Origin of the sequence: Nonomuraea sp. NPDC050547 (assembly GCF_044457345.1) — a bacterium.
GTDB lineage: Bacteria > Actinomycetota > Actinomycetes > Streptosporangiales > Streptosporangiaceae > Nonomuraea.
The window spans coordinates 141,003-159,557 of record NZ_JBITGW010000025.1; the positions used below are offsets into that span (position 1 = coordinate 141,003).

Consider the following 18,555-nt stretch of genomic DNA (forward strand, 5'->3'; position numbering starts at 1 on the left):
TCTTCGTCGCCCTGACGATCGCGTTGTTCGTGATCCTGGGGCTAGTGGTGAAGGCGGTGGAGCGCCTGTGAGCGCGATCAATGCCACCGGCCTTGTCGTGGCCGTCGGCCTGGTGATCTTCATGGTCGCGGCCCTGCTGTTCCCGGAGCGGTTCTAGTGGGCTGGATCTTCATCGCTTCCCTCGTCCTCGCGCTGGTCATCACGCACAAGCCGCTGGGCGACCACATGTACCGCGTGTACACGAGCGTCAAGCACAACGTGGTGGAGCGCTTCATCTACCGCCTGCTCGGCGTCCAGGCCGACTCCGAGCAGCGCTGGGCCGTCTACGCGCGCAGCGTTCTCGCGTTCTCGGTCATCTCCCTCCTCGTCCTGTACGGCCTGCAGCGCCTCCAGGACAAACTCTTCCTGAGCCTGGGCTTCGACCCCGTCCCCGACCACATCGCCTGGAACACCGCCGTCAGCTTCGTCACCAACACGAACTGGCAGGCCTACTCCGGCGAGTCGACGATGGGCCACCTGGTCCAGATGTCCGGCCTGGCCGTGCAGAACTTCGTCTCGGCCGCGGTCGGCATGGCCGTCGCGATCGCGCTGGTCCGCGGCTTCGCCCGCAGGGGCACCGACACCCTCGGCAACTTCTGGGTGGACCTGGTGCGCGGCACCCTCCGCATCCTGCTGCCGATCGCCTTCGTCGGCGCGCTGATCCTCGTGGCCGGCGGCCTGGTGCAGAACTTCACCGGCCCGCACGAGATCGCCGGCCTGACCGGTCCCACGAACATGACCGGCGGCCCCGTGGCCAGCCAGGAGGTCATCAAGGAGCTCGGCACCAACGGCGGCGGTTTCTACAACACCAACTCGGCGCACCCGTTCGAGAACGCCACCAGCTGGACCAACTGGTTCGAGATCTTCCTCATCCTGCTGATCCCGTTCGCGCTCCCGCGCACCTTCGGCAAGATGGTCGGCCAGATCCGCCAAGGCTACGCGATCCTCGCCGTCATGGGCGTCATCGCGCTGGTCAGTGTGACGCTGACCAACGTCTTCGAGCTGGCCGGCGACGCCACCGTCCCGCAGGCGATCGGCTCGGCGATGGAGGGCAAGGACGTCAGGTTCGGCGTCGCCAACTCCGCCACGTTCGGCGCGGCCACCACGCTGACCAGCACCGGCGCCGTGGACTCCTTCCACGACTCCTACACGCCGTTCGGCGGCATGATGACGATGTTCAACATGATGCTCGGCGAGGTCGCCCCCGGCGGCGTCGGCGCGGGCCTGTACGGCATGCTCATCCTCGCCGTGATCACCGTGTTCGTGGCCGGCCTCATGGTGGGCCGCACGCCCGAGTACCTGGGCAAGAAGATCGGCGCCCGCGAGATCAAGCTGGCCTCGATGTACTTCCTGGTCACCCCGATCCTCGTCCTGGTCGGCACCTCACTGGCCATGGGCAACGAGGCGGGCCTGGCGGCGATGCTGAACAGCGGGCCGCACGGCTTCTCCGAGATCCTCTACGCCTTCACCAGCGCCTCGAACAACAACGGCTCGGCCTTCGGCGGCGTCACCGTCAACACCCCGTGGTACGACGTGGCGCTCGGCCTGTGCATGCTGCTCGGCCGCTTCCTGCCGATCATCTTCGTACTCGCCCTGGCCGGTTCGCTGGCCAGGCAGACCCCGGTCCCGGAGACGGCGGGCACGCTGCCGACGCACCGTCCGCAGTTCGTCGGCATGGTCGTCGGCGTGACGATCATCCTCGTCGCCCTGACCTTCCTCCCGGCGCTCGCGCTGGGGCCGCTCGCAGAAGGACTCCTGTCATGACGACCCAGACGGTCGAGACCCCCAAGAGCACCGGCAAGGTCGGTGGGGGCCTGCTCGATCCCCAGCAGATGGTGCGGTCCCTGCCGGACGCGTTCAAGAAGCTGAACCCGGCCACGCTGTGGCGTAACCCGGTGATGCTGATCGTGGAGATCGGCGCGGTCTTCACCACGGTCCTGGCGCTCCTGCGGCCCTCCTTCTTCGCCTGGGCGACCGTGGTGTGGCTCTGGCTGACGGTGATCTTCGCCAACCTGGCGGAAGCGGTCGCGGAGGGACGCGGCAAGGCCCAGGCGGCCACGCTGCGCAAGGCCAAGACCGACACGGTGGCGCGCAGGCGGTCCGGCGAGACGGTTCCGGCGACGGAGCTCCAGCAGGGTGACATCGTGGTCGTCGAGGCCGGGGAGATCATCCCGGGCGACGGCGACGTGATCGAGGGCATCGCCTCGGTGGACGAGTCGGCCATCACCGGTGAGTCCGCCCCGGTCATCCGCGAGTCAGGCGGCGACCGCTCGGCGGTCACCGGCGGCACCAAGGTGCTGTCGGACCGGATCGTCGTCCAGATCACCCAGAAGCCCGGCGAGAGCTTCATCGACCGGATGATCGCCCTCGTCGAGGGCGCCAACCGGCAGAAGACGCCCAACGAGATCGCGCTGAACATCCTGCTGGCCGCGCTCACGATCATCTTCCTGGTCGCGACCGTCACCATGCAGCCGATGGCGATCTGGGCCAAGGGCCAGAACCCCGGCATCCCCGACTCCCTCGCCCTGACCGGCGACGGCGTCAGCGGGATCGTGCTGGTCTCGCTGCTGGTCTGCCTGATCCCGACCACGATCGGCGCGCTCCTGTCGGCCATCGGCATCGCCGGCATGGACCGCCTGGTCCAGCGCAACGTCCTGGCCATGTCGGGCCGCGCGGTCGAGGCCGCGGGCGACGTGTCCACGCTGCTGCTGGACAAGACGGGCACGATCACGCTGGGCAACCGGCAGGCGTCGGAGTTCGTCCCGGTCGCCGGCGTCACCGAGCAGGACCTCGCCGAGGCGGCGCAACTGTCCAGCCTCGCCGACGAGACGCCCGAGGGCCGCTCGATCGTGGTCTTCGCCAAGGAGAGGTACGGCCTGCGCGAGCGGGACGTGCACAACGCGTCCTGGGTGCCGTTCACCGCCCAGACCCGCATGTCCGGCGTGGATCTGGCGCCGGACCCGGGCGCATCGGGCTCTGACGGCCGGGAGGTCCGCAAGGGCGCGGCGACCGCGGTCATGAAGTGGGTACGCGACGGCGGCGGCCACCCGACCGACGAGGTCGGCCACATCGTGGACGGCATCTCGGCCAGCGGCGGCACCCCGCTGGTGGTGGCCGAGAAGGGCCGCGTCCTGGGCGTCATCCACCTCAAGGACGTCGTCAAGGCGGGCATGCGCGAGCGCTTCGACGAGATGCGCCGCATGGGCATCCGCACCGTCATGATCACCGGCGACAACCCGCTGACCGCCAAGGCGATCGCGGACGAGGCCGGCGTGGACGACTTCCTGGCCGAGGCGACGCCCGAGGACAAGCTCGCGCTGATCAAGCAGGAGCAGGAGGGCGGCCGGCTGGTCGCCATGACCGGTGACGGCACCAACGACGCCCCCGCGCTCGCGCAGTCGGACGTCGGCGTGGCCATGAACACCGGCACCAGCGCCGCCAAAGAGGCCGGCAACATGGTCGACCTCGACTCCAACCCGACCAAGCTCATCGAGATCGTCGAGATCGGCAAGCAGCTCCTCATCACCCGCGGGGCCCTGACCACGTTCTCGATCGCCAACGACATCGCCAAGTACTTCGCGATCATTCCCGCGATGTTCGCAGCGGTGTATCCGGGCCTGGACACGCTGAACATCATGCGCCTGGCGAGCCCGCAGTCGGCGATCCTGTCCGCGGTCATCTTCAACGCGATCATCATCGTCGCGCTCATCCCGCTGGCCCTGCGCGGCGTCCGCTACCGGCCGTCCAGCGCCTCGAAGCTGCTCAGCCGCAACCTCTACGTCTACGGCCTGGGCGGCATCGTCGCCCCGTTCATCGGGATCAAGATCATTGATCTCCTCATCCAGTTCCTTCCGGGGATGTCTTAAATGGAACGTCTGCCCAGCTGGATCCGCCAGCACCTCGCGGCTGTCCGCGCGGTCGTCGTCCTGACCCTGGTCACCGGCGCGATCTACCCGCTCCTGGTGACCGGGGCGGCGCAGGCCGTGTTCAACCACAAGGCCAACGGCTCGATGACCGACAAGGGCAGCGAGCTGATCGGCCAGAAGTTCACCGACCAGGACGGCAACCCCGTCAAGAAGTACTTCCAGAGCCGCCCGTCGGCCGCCGGTGACGGCTACGACATGCTGTCCACCGCCGCGAGCAACCTCGGCCCCGAGGACGTCCTGGACGTGCTGCCCGACCCGAACGGCGCCGACGACGCCGCGAAGGAGGGCAAGCAGTCGCTGCTCACCCAGGTCTGCGCCCGCTCCAACGCGGTCGGCGAGCTGGAGGGCGTCAGCGGCGCCCGGCCGTTCTGCACCGCCGACGGCGTCGGCGCCGTGCTGAAGGTCTTCCCGGCCATCGGCACGCCGGCTCGGGCGGTCAGCGTCAACCAGGCCTGCCCCGCCCAGCCCTTCGTCGCCGAGTACCAGGGCGTCAAGGTCGAGTGCGGCAAGCCCGGTGAGGACTACGCGGCCGGCCGTACCGTGCCGGTGCGCGGGAACGTCACCGACGTGAAGGTCCCCGCTGACGCGGTCGCGGCCAGCGGGTCCGGCCTGGACCCGCACATCTCGGTCGCCTACGCGCAGCTGCAGGCGGCCCGCGTGGCCAAGGAGCGCGGCAAGCCCGTCGAGGCGGTCAGGAAGCTGATCGCCGACAACACGACCGGCCGCGCGCTCGGTTTCATGGGCGAGCCCGGAGTCAACGTGCTCATGCTCAACCTGGCACTCGACAAGGAGTAGGGCATGCCACGCGGCCGGCTGAGGGTCTACCTGGGCGCCGCACCAGGGGTGGGGAAGACCTTCGCGATGCTGGGTGAGGGCCGCCGGGCGCTGGAGCGGGGCAGGGACGTGGTCGTGGGTCTCGTCGAGACCCACGGCCGTCCCAACACCGAGGACCTCCTGGACGGGCTGGAGGTGATCCCCCGCAGGACGATGGTCCACCGGGGGGCCACCTTCACCGAGCTCGACGTGGACGCGGTCCTGGCCCGCGCGCCGAAGATCGCGCTCATCGACGAGCTGGCGCACACCAACGTCCCCGGCTCCAGGAACGCCAAGCGCTGGCAGGACATCGAGGAGATCCTCGACGCCGGCATCAGCGTCATCTCCACCGTGAACGTGCAGCACCTGGAGTCGCTCAACGACGTCGTCCAGCAGATCACCGGTATCCCGCAGCGGGAGACCGTCCCCGACGAGGTGGTCCGCCGTGCCACGCAGATCGAGCTGGTCGACATGTCACCGGAGGCCCTGCGCCGCCGGATGGCTCACGGCAACATCTACGCCCCGGAGAAGGTCGATGCCGCCTTGTCCAACTACTTCAGAGTCGGCAACCTCACCGCTCTGCGCGAGCTGGCGCTGCTGTGGGTCGCGGGAAAGGTCGATGAGCAACTCGACCGCTACCGCAGCGACCACGGCATCAAGGGCACCTGGGAGGCGCGCGAGCGCGTCGTCGTCTGCCTGACCGGCGGTCCCGAAGGCGACACTCTGGTACGGCGGGCCGCCCGCATCGCCGCCCGCACCAAGGGCGCCGACCTGCTGGCGGTCCACGTGACCAGGGCCGACGGCCTGTCCAGCGGCGATCCGGCCAGCCTGGCCAGGCAGCGGTCCCTGGTCGAGAGCATGGGCGGCACCTACCACCAGGTGGTCGGCGACGACATCCCGCGCGCGCTGCTCGACTTCGCCCGCGGCGTCAACGCCACCCAGCTGGTGCTCGGCGCCTCGCGGCGTGGCAGGTTCGCGCAGATCTTCTCGCGCGGCGTCGGCGTGGACACCACGGCACTGTCCGGATCCATCGACGTGCACATGATCACGCACGAGGAGGCGAAGAAGGGCCGCCGTCGTCCCCAGCGCACCAGGGCGGCGCTCACCCGCACCCGGCGGTCGATCGGCTGGCTGACGGCCGTGCTGGGCATGCCGTTGCTGACGGCGGGGCTGATCCCGTTCCGCGATGATCTGTCGCTGCCGAGCGAGATCCTCTTCTTCCTGGTCATGACCGTCGGAGTGGCGCTGATCGGCGGCATGTGGCCGGCGATCACGGCGGCGGTGGGCGGGTCGTTGCTGCTCAACTTCTTCTTCACGCCACCGGTGGGCGAGTTCACGATCAGCGATCCGGAGAACCTCTTCGCGCTCATCGTGTTCGTGGTGGTGGCGGCGGCCGTGTCCACGATCGTGGATCTGGCGGCCCGCCGTACCAGGGAGGCGGCGCGCGCGAGCGCGGACGCGGAGGTGCTCTCGACGCTGGCCGGGCACGTGCTGCGCGGGGAGTCCGCGGTCTCGGAGCTGCTGGTGCGGGTGCGGGAGACGTTCGGGCTGACCTCGGTCACGCTGCTCGAACGCCTGCCGGACACCGGCAGGGCGCCCGACGACCACACCGACCCGGCGGCCTGGCGCATCGTCGCCACGACCGGCGGCACGCCGTGCACGACGCCGTCCGGCGGCGACACCGACGTGGTGATCGAGGAGGACCTCGTGCTCGCCGCGCGGGGCGGGCTGCTGGACGCCTCCGACCGGCGGGTGCTGGAGTCGTTCGCCGCGGAGATCGCGGTGGCGCTGCGGCAGCAGCGGCTGGAGGAGGAGGCAGAGCAGGCCAAGCCGCTGGCCGAGGCGGACAAGATGCGCACCGCGCTGCTGGCCGCGGTCAGCCACGACCTGCGTACCCCGCTGGCCTCGGCGAAGGCGGCGGTGGAGAGCCTGCTCAACGACGAGATCGACTGGAGCCCCGAGGACCGCAGCGAACTGCTGGCCACGGCCGAGGAGTCGCTGGCCCGCCTCGACCGCCTGGTGGCGAACCTGCTCGACATGAGCCGCCTGCAGGCCGGGGTGCTCGGCGTCGGCCTGCAGGCGGTGGCGCTCGAAGAGGTGGTGCCGCGGGCCGTCGACGACCTGGGCCCGCTGCGCGAGCGGGTCGAGGGCGACATCTCCATCGAACTGCCCGAGATCATCGCCGACCCGGCGCTGCTCGAACGCGTGCTGGTCAACCTGATGTCCAACGCGGTCCGCTACAGCCCGCCCGGCAAGAAGGTGATCATCACCGGGAGCTGGCACGGCGACCACGTGGAGATCCGGGTGATCGATCGCGGTCCCGGCATCCCGCCCGATGCCCACGACCGTGTCTTCCTGCCCTTCCAACGACTGGGTGACCGCGACAACCACACCGGTGTCGGACTGGGCCTGGCTCTCTCCCGGGGCCTGGCCGAGGCGATGGGCGGCACTCTGGTCCCCGACGAGACACCAGGGGGAGGTCTCACCATGATCCTCACGATGCCCATCAAGGAGCCGGCGGCATGACCAGGATCCTCGTCGTCGACGACGAGCCGCAGATCCTGCGGGCGCTGCGCATCAACCTGGTCGCCCGCCACTACGAGGTGGCGGTGGCCCACGACGGCGGCTCGGCCCTGCGCGAGGCCGCCGACTGGCACCCCGACCTGGTCATCCTCGACCTGGGGCTGCCCGACCTGGACGGCGTGGACGTCATCCACGGCCTGCGCGGCTGGACCACCGTCCCGATCATCGTGCTGTCCGGCCGGGCCGGCAACCAGGACAAGGTCGACGCCCTGGACGCCGGCGCCGACGACTACGTCACCAAGCCCTTCGGCATCGACGAGCTCCTGGCCCGCATCAGGGCCGTCACCCGCCGTACCACGCTGCACGAGTCGGAGCTGGCCCGCGTCAAGGTGGGCGAGCACCTGGTCGACCTGACCAGCAAGACCATCTCGGGCGAGGTACGGCTGACGCCGACGGAGTGGCACATACTCGAACTCCTGCTGCGCAACCCCGGCAAGCTGGTCAGCCAGCGGCAGATCCTCACCGAGGTCTGGGGCGTGAAGTACGTCAAGGAGACCCACTACCTGCGCCAGTACATGGCCCAGCTGCGCCGCAAGCTGGAGCCCGACGCCGCCCACCCCGCGCACCTGATCACCGAACCCGGCATGGGCTACCGCTTCCAGCCCTGAACACGCCGGAGCCGCGCTCGTGAGTTCACGAGCGCGGCTCCGGTATTGCTAAGGAAGAACCTCCACAAGGAGGGTGATCGCCGCTGCGATGGCGATCAGTACGAGGAGCCCAAGCGTTTCGGGGCGCGGCTTCTGCGACCGCATCATGCTCCTTCCGACACGGGTGGGTAGATATTCCGGTATGCCCATCAGAGCCCCACTTCACGCAGGAACAGGTCTTTCGGCTCCTCGCGGAAGAGCGTCGTCGACGGCCGGGGGGTCCGGGTCTCGGTCGTGGCGGCCAGGTCCTGGCCGAGGGCGCGCATCAGGCCGCTCCGGCGGTGGCGCGGGCCATGACGCCCGCGGGGTCGATGACGACGCCGGTGACGTCGAGGTCGCGGAGCATGCCGCGCAGGGCGGGCTCGCTGAGCCGTACCCAGGTCTGCTCGCTGCCGAGCACCGCGGCCAAGCGCAGCGGCGAGCTGAAGGCCACCGCCGTCGCCCTTCCCGAGGCGGTGCGGAACAGTCGCAGCGAAGCGCTGAACCGGCCCTGATGGACCGGGACAAAGAGTGACATTTCATCTCCTGGGATGCGTCGTACGACAGTGACGCTAAGTCGGAGACGAGTCCCCGGGGGCGTTCGCTACGCGATCCCGACGCGACAGGCCGCAACGTTGACGCGACGCGCCCCAGGTGTCAACGACGCGCAGCTATCCGGGCAGAAGCCGTCGCGAACTCGTCAATGACGGTTGTGTGAAATGTCCCGATAGGGCTCGTATGGGGCCGTGAGTCGTGAAGTAGAACATTCCGGTGACCGGCATCGGCTGAGCGTCATCGGCGGGCTGGCCGCGCTGTCGCTGGACGCGATGGCGTCGGTCGCCTACGGTCCCGAGGCGATCGTGCTCGTCCTGGCCCTCGCCGGCGGCGCCGGCCTCGGGTTCACCATCCCGGTCACGCTGACCATCGCGGCGCTGCTGGCCGTACTGACCTTCTCCTACCGGCAGGTCATCGCCGCCTTCCCGCAGGGCGGCGGCGCGTACGGCGTGGCCAAGGCCCACCTGGGACGCGGGGCCGGTCTGGTGGCCGGGGCCTCGCTCATCATCGACTACGTGCTCAACGTGGCCGTTTCCGTGGCGGCCGGCGTCGCCGCGCTCACCTCGGCCTTCCCCGGGCTGCTGCCGTACACCGTGTGGCTGTGCCTGGGGGTGCTGGCGCTCATCACCGCGATCAACCTCAAGGGCATCGCCCACAGTGCCCGCGCGTTCATCGTGCCCACGCTGATCTACATCGGCTCGATCATGCTCGTGATCGTGGCCGGGCTGGTCCGTGGCGAGGCCGCCGTCGACCCCGGCCATACCGTCACGAGCCTGCAGACGGTCGGCGTGCTCCTGCTGCTGAAGGCGTTCGCGAACGGCTGCGCCTCGCTGACCGGCGTCGAGGCCATCGCCAACGCGGTGCCCTCGTTCAAGCGGCCCAGGGTCAGGCGGGCGCAGAACGCCGAGGTCGCGCTGGGCGTGCTGCTGGCCGTCATGCTGATCGGCATCGCGGCGCTGATCGAGAAGTTCTCGATCGCCCCGGCCGAGGGGGTGACCGTGCTCGCGCAGGTCACGCGGGCGGCGTTGGGCGACGGGTGGCTGTTCTACCTGGTGCAGTTCTCCACGGTCGTGCTGCTCGCGCTGGCCGCCAACACCTCCTTCGGCGGCCTGCCCGTGCTGGCCCAGTTGCTGGCCGCCGACAACAACCTGCCGCATCTGTTCGCGCTGCGCGCCGACCGCCAGGTCCACCGGTACGGCATCGCCTTCCTCACCGTCACCAGCGCCGTCCTGCTGATCGCCGCCCAGGGCGACATGAACCTGCTCGTGCCCCTGTTCGCCATCGGCGTCTTCGTCGGCTTCACGCTCTCCCAGACCGGCATGGTCCGCCACTGGCTGGCCGGGCGCCCGGCGGGCTGGCGGTGGCGGGTGGCGCTGAACGGCTTCGGCGCCCTGCTGACGTTCGTGGCGGCGATCGTGGTGACGGTCTCGAAGTTCACCGAGGGCGGCTGGCTCATCGTGGTCGCCCTGCCGCTGATGGTGGCGGCGATGACGTGGGTCAACCGCTCGTACGCGCGGATCGGCGAGCGGCTCGAACTCGGCCGCACGCCCACCCCGCCGCGCCCGCGCCGCTCGCTGGTCGTGGTGCCGGTCCACGCGGTCAACCGGCTCAGCCGCGACGCGCTGGCCGCCGCCCTCTCGCTCGGCGACCGCGTGGTGGCCGTCAACATCGCCCACCCCGAGGACGAGGGGGCCGCCCACCTCTTCGTCGCCGACTGGGAGCTCTGGCATCCCGAGGTGGAGCTGGTCCAGCTCTTCGACGCCCGGCGCCGCCTCGACGACCCGCTGGTCACCTACCTCAAGCAGGTGCCGGAGGCGCACGTGTTCGTGCTGATCGCCGAGGTGGAGCCGGAGCACGCCTGGCAGCGGCTGCTGCAGAACCAGCGCGGGGCCGTCCTGGCCAGGGCGCTGCGCAGGCGTACCGACGCGGTGGTGTGCCGGATGCGCTTCCGCCTGACCGAGCCGGTCGAGGGCCAGGACGTTTAGCCGAAGAAGGCTCGGAGGTCGGCGACGAGCAGGTCGGGCTGCTCCAGCGCCAGGTACGCGCCGCCGCGGTCGAACTCGGTCCAGCGTGCCACGTTCGTCTCCTGCTCGGCCAGGCCGCGTACGGTCACGTCACTGGCCGCCACCGCGAACGCGGTCGGCACCGTGATAGGCGCCTTCGGGCCCCAGGCGTTCGGGTCCTCGGAGACGTCGCGGTAGCTCTGCGAGATCGAGCCCTGGGTGCCGGTGAACCACTGGGTGCTGACCTCGGTCAGGATGCGGTCGCGGGAGAAGGCGTCCTCGGGCAGCTCGGCGCTGCCGTCCGTCCACTCCTTGAACTTCTCCACGATCCACGCGGCCTGGCCGACCGGGGAGTCGTGCAGGCCGTGCGAGATGGTCTGGGGCCGGGTGGTCATGATGATGTTGAACCCCATCCCGTCCTGCATGAAGCGCTGGATGAGGCCCAGCCGCCGCTGCTCGTCCTCGTTCAGCTCGGGCAGGTCCCCGGCCGGGATCGTGACGTAGGCGTTGACGTGGATCCCGGCCAGCCGCTCGGGAACCTGGCGGCCCAGCTCCATGGACAGGTTGGCGCCGCCGCCTCCGCCGTGGGCGCCGTAGCGCTCGTAGCCGAGGCGCGCCATCAGCTCCGCGAACACCCCGGCGGTACGCGGGACCGTCCAGCCGGTGCCGGCCACCGGTGTGGAGAAGCCGAAGCCCGGCATGGTCGGCGCGACGATGTGGAAGTCGCGAGAGAGCGGGGTGAGGACGTCGAGCAGGCCGATGACGCCGCCGGGGTTGTCGTGCAGGAGCAGCAGCGGCAGCGCGTCCTCGCGCTCGGCGCGGAGGTGCCGGAAGTGCACCGTCTGGCCGCCGATCTCGGTCCGGTACTGGGGCCACTGGTTCAGCTCGGCCTCGGCCTTGCGCCAGTCGAAGTCGTTGGCCCAGTAGTCGGCCAGGCCCTTGAGGTAGTCGACGGGTACGCCGCGTTCCCAGCCGGCGCCGGGCAGCTCGGGCGACCACCGCGTACGGAGCAGTCGTTCACGCAGGTCATCGAGGGCTTCTTGCGGGATCTCGATCCGGAAAGGCGTCATGGCCGCGACATTAGTTCCCGGGCGAAATGTGGTGAATGAGTCATCTCATAGGTAATAGGCTGCGACTCGTGCTGTGGGGGCGCGACGGCGAGCAGGCCGCGTTGAGCCAGTTGCTGGCGGAGGCCCGTGAGGGCGCCGGCGGCGCTCTGGTGCTGCGTGGCGACCCCGGCATCGGCAAGACCTCTCTCCTCGACCACGCCGCCTCCGTCGCGGGACCGATGCGCGTCCTGCGCGGCGCCGGTGTCGAGGCCGAGGCCGAACTGCCTTACGCCGGGCTGCACCTGCTGCTGCAGCCCGTGCTCGGCCATCTGCCGTACCTGCCGCCGCCCCAGGCCGACGCGCTGCGCGGCGCCTTCGGCCTCGGTCCCGCCGCCGCCGACCGCTTCCTCGTCGGGCTCGGCGTACTGTCCCTGCTGTCGGAACTGGCCGCGGACGGCGGCCTGCTCTGCCTGGTCGACGACGCCCACTGGCTCGACCACGCCTCCGCCGACGCGCTGCTCGTGGCCGCCAGGCGCCTGGACGCCGACGGCGTCTTCCTCCTGTTCGCCGCCCGCGAGCCCGGCTTCCCCGCGCCCGGCCTGTCCGAGGTCAGGCTCGGCGCCCTGCATCCCGCGGACGCCGCCGGCCTGCTCGACGCCACCGCCGGCGACCTGCCGTCCGAGCTGCGCCATCGCGTGCTCGCCGAAGCGGGCGGCAACCCGCTGGCCCTCGTCGAACTGCCCAAGTCGCTCGGCCTGCACCCGCTGACCGGGCGGCTGCAGGAGGCGTTCCAGCACCGGGCGGACGCGCTGCCCGCCGCCGCCAGGACACTGCTGACCGTGGCCGCCCTCGACGGCACCGGCCACCTCGACGTCGTGCTGGCCGCCGGTCGCGAGCTGGGCGGCACCACCGCCGACCTGGCGGTGATCAGGGAGAGCGGGCTGATCACGGTCGAGGGGCGCCGCCTGGGGTTCCGGCATCCGCTCGTGCGGGCCGCCGTTCAGGGCGCCGCCGGTGACGAGGTACGGCTGGCCGTACACGCTGCCCTGGCCGGAGCCCTGACCGACCCGCGCGACGCCGACCGGCGGGCCTGGCACCAGGCGGCCGCCGCGACCGCGCCCGACGAGAAACTCGCCGACGAGCTGGAGGGCACGGCCAAGCGCGCGGCCGAGCGCGGCGGCGGAGCGGCCGCCTCCGCCGCCTACCAGCGGGCCGCCGAGCTCAGCGCCGGCGCGCACGACCGCGCCAGGCGGCTCACGCTGGCCGCCGAGGCGGCCGAGTACGGCGGGCGCTTCGACCACGCCCGCGCCATCGCCGAGCACGCCACCGGCGCCTACGCCGACCCGGCGCTGGCCGCCCGCCTGATCCGGGTGCGCGCCTGCGCCGACTACGGGCTCGGACTGCTGCCGAGCGCCCACGCGCAGCTGTCGATCGGCATCGACCGCCTCGCCGGCGACGATCCCCGGGCCGCGGTCTGGCTGCTGCTCGACGCCTCCTCGCTCGTCTGGCTCGACGGCGACCGCGACATGGCCGCCAGGACCGACCGGCAGCTCGCCGGCCTGCGGCTGCCGGAGGACGATCCGGTGACGCCGGTGTACCAGCTGTGCCGGTGGTTCGCCGCGCTCGCTTTGCGCCGTCCCGCCGAAGGGCTGCCGCCGCTGCCCGAGGTGGTGGCCGCCGGGCGCGAGCTGGCCGAGCTCGACCGGCGGGGGTTGCTGCTGGTCGGGGCGCTGGGGCTGGCCCAGCCCGACCGGCAGACCCACGACCTGGCGACCCGGGCCACCGCCCAGGCCAGGGAGGAGAGCCGGGTCGGCCTGTTGCCGCAGTCCCTGACGTACCTGGCGAGCACTCAGCTCGCGCTCGGCTGGCACGCCGACGCCCGCGCCCACGCCGGCGAGGCGGTGCGGATCGCCCGCGACACGGCCCAGCCGCAGTGGGCGACGCAGGCCGGCGCGCTGCTGGCCTACCTGGGCGCGATCGAGGGCGACGCGAGCGCGTGCGCGGGATTCGGCGAGGCGCGGGCGCTGCTGGACCTCGGTCTCGGCCGCGCCGAGCCGGCGCTGCTCGCCTTCGAGGACCTCCTGTACGGCAGGGCCCGCAACCAGATCTCCGCCATGCGCGTCGTCCCCGACCTGGTGGAGGCGGCGGTGCGCTGCGGCCGGCCGACCCGGGCGGTCGAGCCGCTGGCCAGGTTCGCCGAGTGGACGGCCATCCTCGACCAGCCGTGGGCGCACGCGCTCGCCCACCGCTGCCGCGCCCTGGCCGAACCGGCGGAGGAGCACTTCACGCGTGCGCTCGCGCTGCACACGCGCCCGTTCGAGCAGGCGCGCACCCAGTTGCTCTACGGCGAGTGGCTCCGCCGGGCCCGCCGGCGCGTGGACGCCCGCCCGCCGCTGACCTCCGCGCTGCAGACCTTCGATCGGCTCGGCGCCCACCCGTGGTCGGCGCGGGCCAGGGCCGAGCTCGACGCGGCCGGATGGTCCACCTCGCGCTCCGGCGCGCGCGACCCGCTGGCCGCGCTCACCCCGCAGGAGCGGCAGATCGTGCAGCTCGCGGCGCAGGGACTGGCCAACCGGGAGATCGCCGCCCGGCTCTTCCTCAGCCCGCGGACCGTGGGCCAGCACCTCTACAAGGCCTTCCCCAAGCTGGGCGTGAGCTCGCGCACCGAACTGGCCGCGCTGCCGGAGTTCAGTCCTGCCAGGGACGCACCCTGACCCAGCCGGACGCGTCGCCGGTGGCCAGCAGCCCGTCCGGGCTCATGACCAGGCGCCGGTACCCGCCGCCGCCGGGCAGGAAGGGCGCGTCGCCGCGGCTGTTGACGTCGAGCTGGAGCACCTTGCCCTTGCTCATGTGCAGCAGCCGACCGCGCGGGGTGCACACCAGGCTCATCGCCTCGGGGAAGAACTGGCTCCACAGGTCCCCGCCGCCCGACCTCGGCATGATCGGCACGCCGCGCTCCACGTCGAAGACGCCGGCCCAGCGCGCGGTCATGCCGCCGAGCATGGCGCCGTCGGGGGACAGCGCGATCTGCAGCGCCATGCCGGCCGCCTGGTGAAGCTCGATCGGCGGCCCGGTGGGCACGGGGGCCTGGCCGGGCCGCAGCCGGTAGACCTGGACGTGCCTGCCGCCGCTGACCAGGCCCTTCGCGACGGCAAGCGTGCTCTCGTCGGCTGAGATCGAGGCCGCGACGGCGGTGAAGGAGAGCAGGTCGGTGCCGGTCGCGGTCGAGCGGAGGCGGAAGATCGTGGCCCAGGACAGCAGCGCGTAGGAGGCGGTGCTGGCGAAGTAGAGGTCGCCGGGGTAGGTGACACTGCCCAGGGAGATCGGCGGGTGATCCGGCTCGTCCGGGCGCAGGGCGAGCAGCTGGTAGCCGTCGCGGACCACGACCGGGCCGCCGCCGGGGGAGGCGGCCACGCGTACGCCGTAGCGCGGCGGCATCCAGGTGGCCGCGTGGATCGGGGGCAGTTCCTCGCCGTCGTCGAGCCGCCAGCGGCGGATAGGCCCGCTCAGCGCGGCGGCCAGCAGCGTACGGCCGGGCCCGAAGCACAGGCTGGTGACCGCGCCGCCGAGCCTGGCCGCCAGGATCTCCCCGCCGAGGTGGCCGGGCACGGGCTTGACCTTCTTGACCTTCTTGAGCGTGGCGGCGTAGGCGGTGATCAGGGCGACGGCGAAGGCGGCGGCGTTGGCGGCGGCGCGCTCCTGCGAGCCGCCCGCGTCGGCCGCCTGCTTCCGTTCGTCGGCGCGGTCGCTGATGCCGCGGATGGCCAGCGCGTTGGTCTCGCGCTGCTGCGCGCTGATGGCCACGCCCGCACCCTCCATCTCGATGGCCACCGCGTCCTCGAAGCGCTCGTTCAGCAGGGCGGAGAGCGGGCCGACGCGGCTGGCCAGCAGCGTGTCGCCGGAGGCGATCGGCTTGTGGTGCACCCGCGGCGCCTCGCCCGGCCAGTCGACGTCGAGGTCGTAGGTGAGGGCGAGGAGGCGATACCCCGCGTCCCACGTGCGCGGGCGCGACAGCAGCCCGTCGGCCGTCTCCTTGCCGCCGGAGTAGCAGTGCACGCGCTTGGCCACGACGACGTCGCCGAGCTCGACGCCGTCCTTGAGCGCCCCGGCCACGCCGACCAGCAGGACGGCGGCGGGCCGGAACGTCTCGATCGCCCGCTCGGTGATGATCGCGGCCTCCTTGGTGCCGTCGCCGGTGATCCCGAGCACGACCTTGGTCCGCACGTCAGGCAGCTCGCCGACGTGGAAGACCGTGCCCGACGGGTGCGTGCTGCGTTCCACGTCGCGCATCCGGCGGCGGACCGCGTCGGCCTCCAGGGGCAGTGCCGTCAGCACGACCACCAGGTCGCGCGGGGACCCGTCCTCGCCCAGCCACCACGTCATCGGCTCGCCTTTCGCTTTAAAGGTCACCTTGACCTTATCGTACGGCATTCCTTATAGTCGAACTGACCTAAAACGGGAAGGAGGCTGCATGCGGGACGACTCGGGCCTGCTGCTCCTGGAGTACGAGCACCTCAAAGAAGAGCAGCGGCTGCGCATCTCCACCCGCGACAACCTCGTCTACACCTCGCTCGGCGCGTTCGCCCTGGTGATCGCGGGGGCCATCGAGACGGGCGCGTCCGCCATGCTCACCCTGCTCCCGCCGGTCTGCATGATCCTCGGCTGGACCTATCTCATCAACGACGACCGCATCACCGCCATCGGACGGCACATCCAGCACGCGATCACGCCCGAGCTGGTACGGCTCGGCCACCCGCCCGACGGCGTGTTCACCTGGGAACACCGCCACCGCGGCGACCCGCGCCGGGGGCAGCGCAAGATCCTCCAGCTCGCCGTGGACCTCACCCTGTTCTGCCTCACCGCCTTCATAGCACTCTCGGTCGCCTGGATGAACGCCCCGCACTCCGCCGGACTCATGATGCTCATCGCGGTCGAGGCGAGCGGAACCCTGATCCTGGGCGCCCACTTCATCAGAAACACCATGAACGGGCAGGTCTGATGCCTACGATCGACCATGTCCGCGGACAACGCTGACCCTCGTCCAGGCACGGGCCGCGCCTACGCGCCCGCCGTGACCTTCGCCCAGGCAAGGTCCGCCGCAAGAGCCGTCCGCGCCGCCGAACACGGCCGCCAGGTCCGGCGCACCGTCCGGCCGCGCGGCATCTCCGGCGCCATCCGCTCCCGCACTCCGCTGTCACTCCAGCTGTACGGCGCCGCCCTCGAAGGCCGCCTCGTCTGGCGCGGAGAGAACGAGTTCGCGGTGCTGGAACCCCCGCTGGGCCGCCGCCCGCCCCCCGGCACCAGAGGCGGGTGGTTACGCCGGGCCGACCGGCGCTGGGACCTGCTCGTCGCCTTCGTCCTGCCCGCGGTGATGATCGTGCTCAGCCTGGCGTTCATCCCGCTGGTGGTGGCCCAGCGCGGGTTGACGGTGGTCGTGGTGATCGCCCTGCCCGTACTGGCCGTCTGCCATGTGGCCGTCGTCATGCTGGCCATGACGATCAACCTGCTGTGGAAGGCCGTACGCCCGGTCGTGGAACGCGGCCGCGACCACCGCGTCACCACCGAGGAACTGCGCGACGAGCACTGGTCCGTCGCGCTCTGCCACCAGGCGCGGCCCGAGCACGCCGAGCTGCTGATCAGGCAGATCGTGGACCGTCTCGCGGCCCTGCCCAAAGGCTGGGGCGACGACCGCGGCAGCCTCGTCTGCGTGCTGAACGGCGTCACCACGGACGCCATGCGCGCCGCCTTCCTCACCCGGGCGCGGCACGCCCGTCTCGACGACCAGGGGGACGGCCTGGCGTTCCTGATCTCCCTGCCCCGGCCGCGCCCCCAGGAGCCCACCGAACGCGACGCCGCCTCCGGGTTCCTGTTGTACGTGTTCGCCGGCATCACCGTCGTGCTCTGCGGGGCGCTGCCGGTGGCCGACTTCGAGGCCGAGGCCTGCGGGAACGACTGCGCCGGCCGTCCCGCCACCTACTGGGCGGCCGTGCGCTGGCTCTCCCAGCGCGTCCTGCTGACCGACCCGCCCGGCCTGAGCCCCCAGACGCCCCAGGCGGTCGTCGTCGGCTGGCTCACCAGCGTCATGGCCCTCGCCGGCGTCCTGGTCACGCTGACCGCGGGCCGCTGGTACCTGGCGGCCCGCCGCCGTCGCCGCGCCAACCTCGACAAGGAGCTGACCGCGATGGACGCCACGACGAAGGTACTGCTCCTGGTGGCCACCAGCGTGGAGTACGAGCAGGTCAAGGCCGTGGTGCGCGTACACACCGAACACGCGCCCGAGGTGGACTTCCGTGGCCCGCACGTCGTCTTCAACCTCGGCGTGGTCAGCAAGGCCACCATCCTGCTCGCCCGATCCGAACCCGGCACCACCGCCACCGCCGGCGCCATGCTCACCGCCCAGACCCTCATCGAGGACCTGCGGCCGGACTACGTCATCCTCACCGGCATCTGTTACGGGCTGCGCAAGGGCCCGCAGCGGATCGGCGACGTACTGGTCGCCGGCCAGCTCCGGGTCCTGGACCTCAAGAAGATCGTCGACGGCGAGTCGGGCCCGGTCGAGATCCCGAGGGGCGCCCGCGCGGAGCCGTCGGTCAAACTGCTCAACGCCTGCTACGCGGTGGACGCCGTGAAGCCCCACATAGGAGTCATGCTCTCCGGCAACACGCTGCTCAACTCCGAGGAGGAACGGAACCGCCTGATCGCCGCCCACCCCGACGCGCTGGGCGGCGAGATGGAAGGCGCCGGGGTGTACGCCGCCGCCGCGAAACACCGGGCCGACTGGATCGTCATCAAGGCGATCAGCGACTGGGGAGTGGGCAAGACCAAGCGCCACCAGGCGAGGGCGGCCCGCAACGCCGCCGAGTTCGTCCTCCACCTGATCACCCTGGGCGCCCTGGACACCCCACCCACCCCCACCTGACCCGGGCGGCTTAGGGGTGCCGGCCGCGGAGTACACGGAGCA

Annotated in this window: 13 protein-coding genes; 10 read left to right on the forward strand and 3 right to left on the reverse strand. The window is 71.4% G+C overall.

Annotated elements, in window-relative coordinates; translation table 11 throughout:
• Positions 1-67: 67 nt before the first annotated feature.
• Genes kdpF through ACIBHY_RS47080 form a run of 6 tightly spaced genes read left to right on the forward strand, consistent with a single transcriptional unit; the run spans position 68 to position 7,969 of the window.
• Positions 68-157, forward strand: coding sequence for a K(+)-transporting ATPase subunit F (gene kdpF, locus ACIBHY_RS47055; protein ID WP_184972245.1), 90 nt, complete (start codon positions 68-70; stop codon positions 155-157).
• A complete protein-coding gene (kdpA, locus tag ACIBHY_RS47060) occupies positions 157-1,803 on the forward strand; it encodes a potassium-transporting ATPase subunit KdpA (protein WP_397310162.1) in 1,647 nt (548 codons plus the stop codon). Before kdpF ends, kdpA begins: the two co-directional genes overlap by 1 nt.
• Entirely contained in the window at positions 1,800-3,905 is a 2,106-nt protein-coding gene (kdpB, locus tag ACIBHY_RS47065) for a potassium-transporting ATPase subunit KdpB (RefSeq protein WP_397310163.1), read from the forward strand. Before kdpA ends, kdpB begins: the two co-directional genes overlap by 4 nt.
• The gene (locus ACIBHY_RS47070; RefSeq protein WP_397310164.1) at positions 3,906-4,760 is read left to right on the forward strand and encodes a potassium-transporting ATPase subunit C; all 855 of its coding nucleotides are present in this window, start codon (positions 3,906-3,908) and stop codon (positions 4,758-4,760) included. It begins immediately after the preceding gene.
• Between the two features lie 3 nt (positions 4,761-4,763).
• Positions 4,764-7,304 carry a DUF4118 domain-containing protein gene (locus ACIBHY_RS47075; RefSeq protein ID WP_397310165.1) on the forward strand — a complete coding sequence of 847 codons (2,541 nt, stop codon included), beginning with the start codon at positions 4,764-4,766 and terminating at the stop codon, positions 7,302-7,304.
• Positions 7,301-7,969, forward strand: coding sequence for a response regulator (locus ACIBHY_RS47080; RefSeq protein ID WP_379640196.1), 669 nt, complete (start codon positions 7,301-7,303; stop codon positions 7,967-7,969). Before ACIBHY_RS47075 ends, ACIBHY_RS47080 begins: the two co-directional genes overlap by 4 nt.
• Positions 7,970-8,273: 304 nt before the next feature.
• Here the strand turns inward: ACIBHY_RS47080 and ACIBHY_RS47085 are convergent, their stop codons facing one another.
• Positions 8,274-8,525 (reverse strand): SAV_915 family protein, encoded by a 252-nt coding sequence (locus tag ACIBHY_RS47085; protein WP_397310167.1) that lies wholly within the window; start codon positions 8,523-8,525, stop codon positions 8,274-8,276.
• A 208-nt stretch (positions 8,526-8,733) separates the two neighbouring features.
• Between ACIBHY_RS47085 and ACIBHY_RS47090 the strand changes: the two genes are divergently transcribed.
• Positions 8,734-10,527, forward strand: a complete 1,794-nt coding sequence (locus ACIBHY_RS47090) for an APC family permease (protein ID WP_397310168.1) — start codon at positions 8,734-8,736, stop codon at positions 10,525-10,527.
• Here the strand turns inward: ACIBHY_RS47090 and ACIBHY_RS47095 are convergent.
• Positions 10,524-11,615: an epoxide hydrolase family protein gene (locus ACIBHY_RS47095; RefSeq protein WP_397310169.1), complete on the reverse strand. Its 1,092-nt coding sequence runs from the start codon at positions 11,613-11,615 to the stop codon at positions 10,524-10,526. The two genes, ACIBHY_RS47090 and ACIBHY_RS47095, sit on opposite strands and share 4 nt — an antisense overlap.
• A 68-nt stretch (positions 11,616-11,683) precedes the next feature.
• Between ACIBHY_RS47095 and ACIBHY_RS47100 the strand changes: the two genes are divergently transcribed.
• Positions 11,684-14,308 (forward strand): AAA family ATPase, encoded by a 2,625-nt coding sequence (locus ACIBHY_RS47100; RefSeq protein WP_397310170.1) that lies wholly within the window; start codon positions 11,684-11,686, stop codon positions 14,306-14,308.
• Here ACIBHY_RS47100 and ACIBHY_RS47105 read toward each other — a convergent pair.
• Positions 14,283-15,977 (reverse strand): hypothetical protein, encoded by a 1,695-nt coding sequence (locus tag ACIBHY_RS47105; protein ID WP_397310171.1) that lies wholly within the window; start codon positions 15,975-15,977, stop codon positions 14,283-14,285. The genes ACIBHY_RS47100 and ACIBHY_RS47105 overlap by 26 nt on opposite strands.
• An 88-nt stretch (positions 15,978-16,065) precedes the next feature.
• Between ACIBHY_RS47105 and ACIBHY_RS47110 the strand changes: the two genes are divergently transcribed.
• Entirely contained in the window at positions 16,066-16,593 is a 528-nt protein-coding gene (locus tag ACIBHY_RS47110) for a hypothetical protein (RefSeq protein ID WP_397251877.1), read from the forward strand.
• 15 nt (positions 16,594-16,608) lie between these two features.
• A complete protein-coding gene (locus ACIBHY_RS47115; RefSeq protein WP_397310172.1) occupies positions 16,609-18,513 on the forward strand; it encodes a hypothetical protein in 1,905 nt (634 codons plus the stop codon).
• The last annotated feature ends 42 nt before the right edge of the window (positions 18,514-18,555 follow it).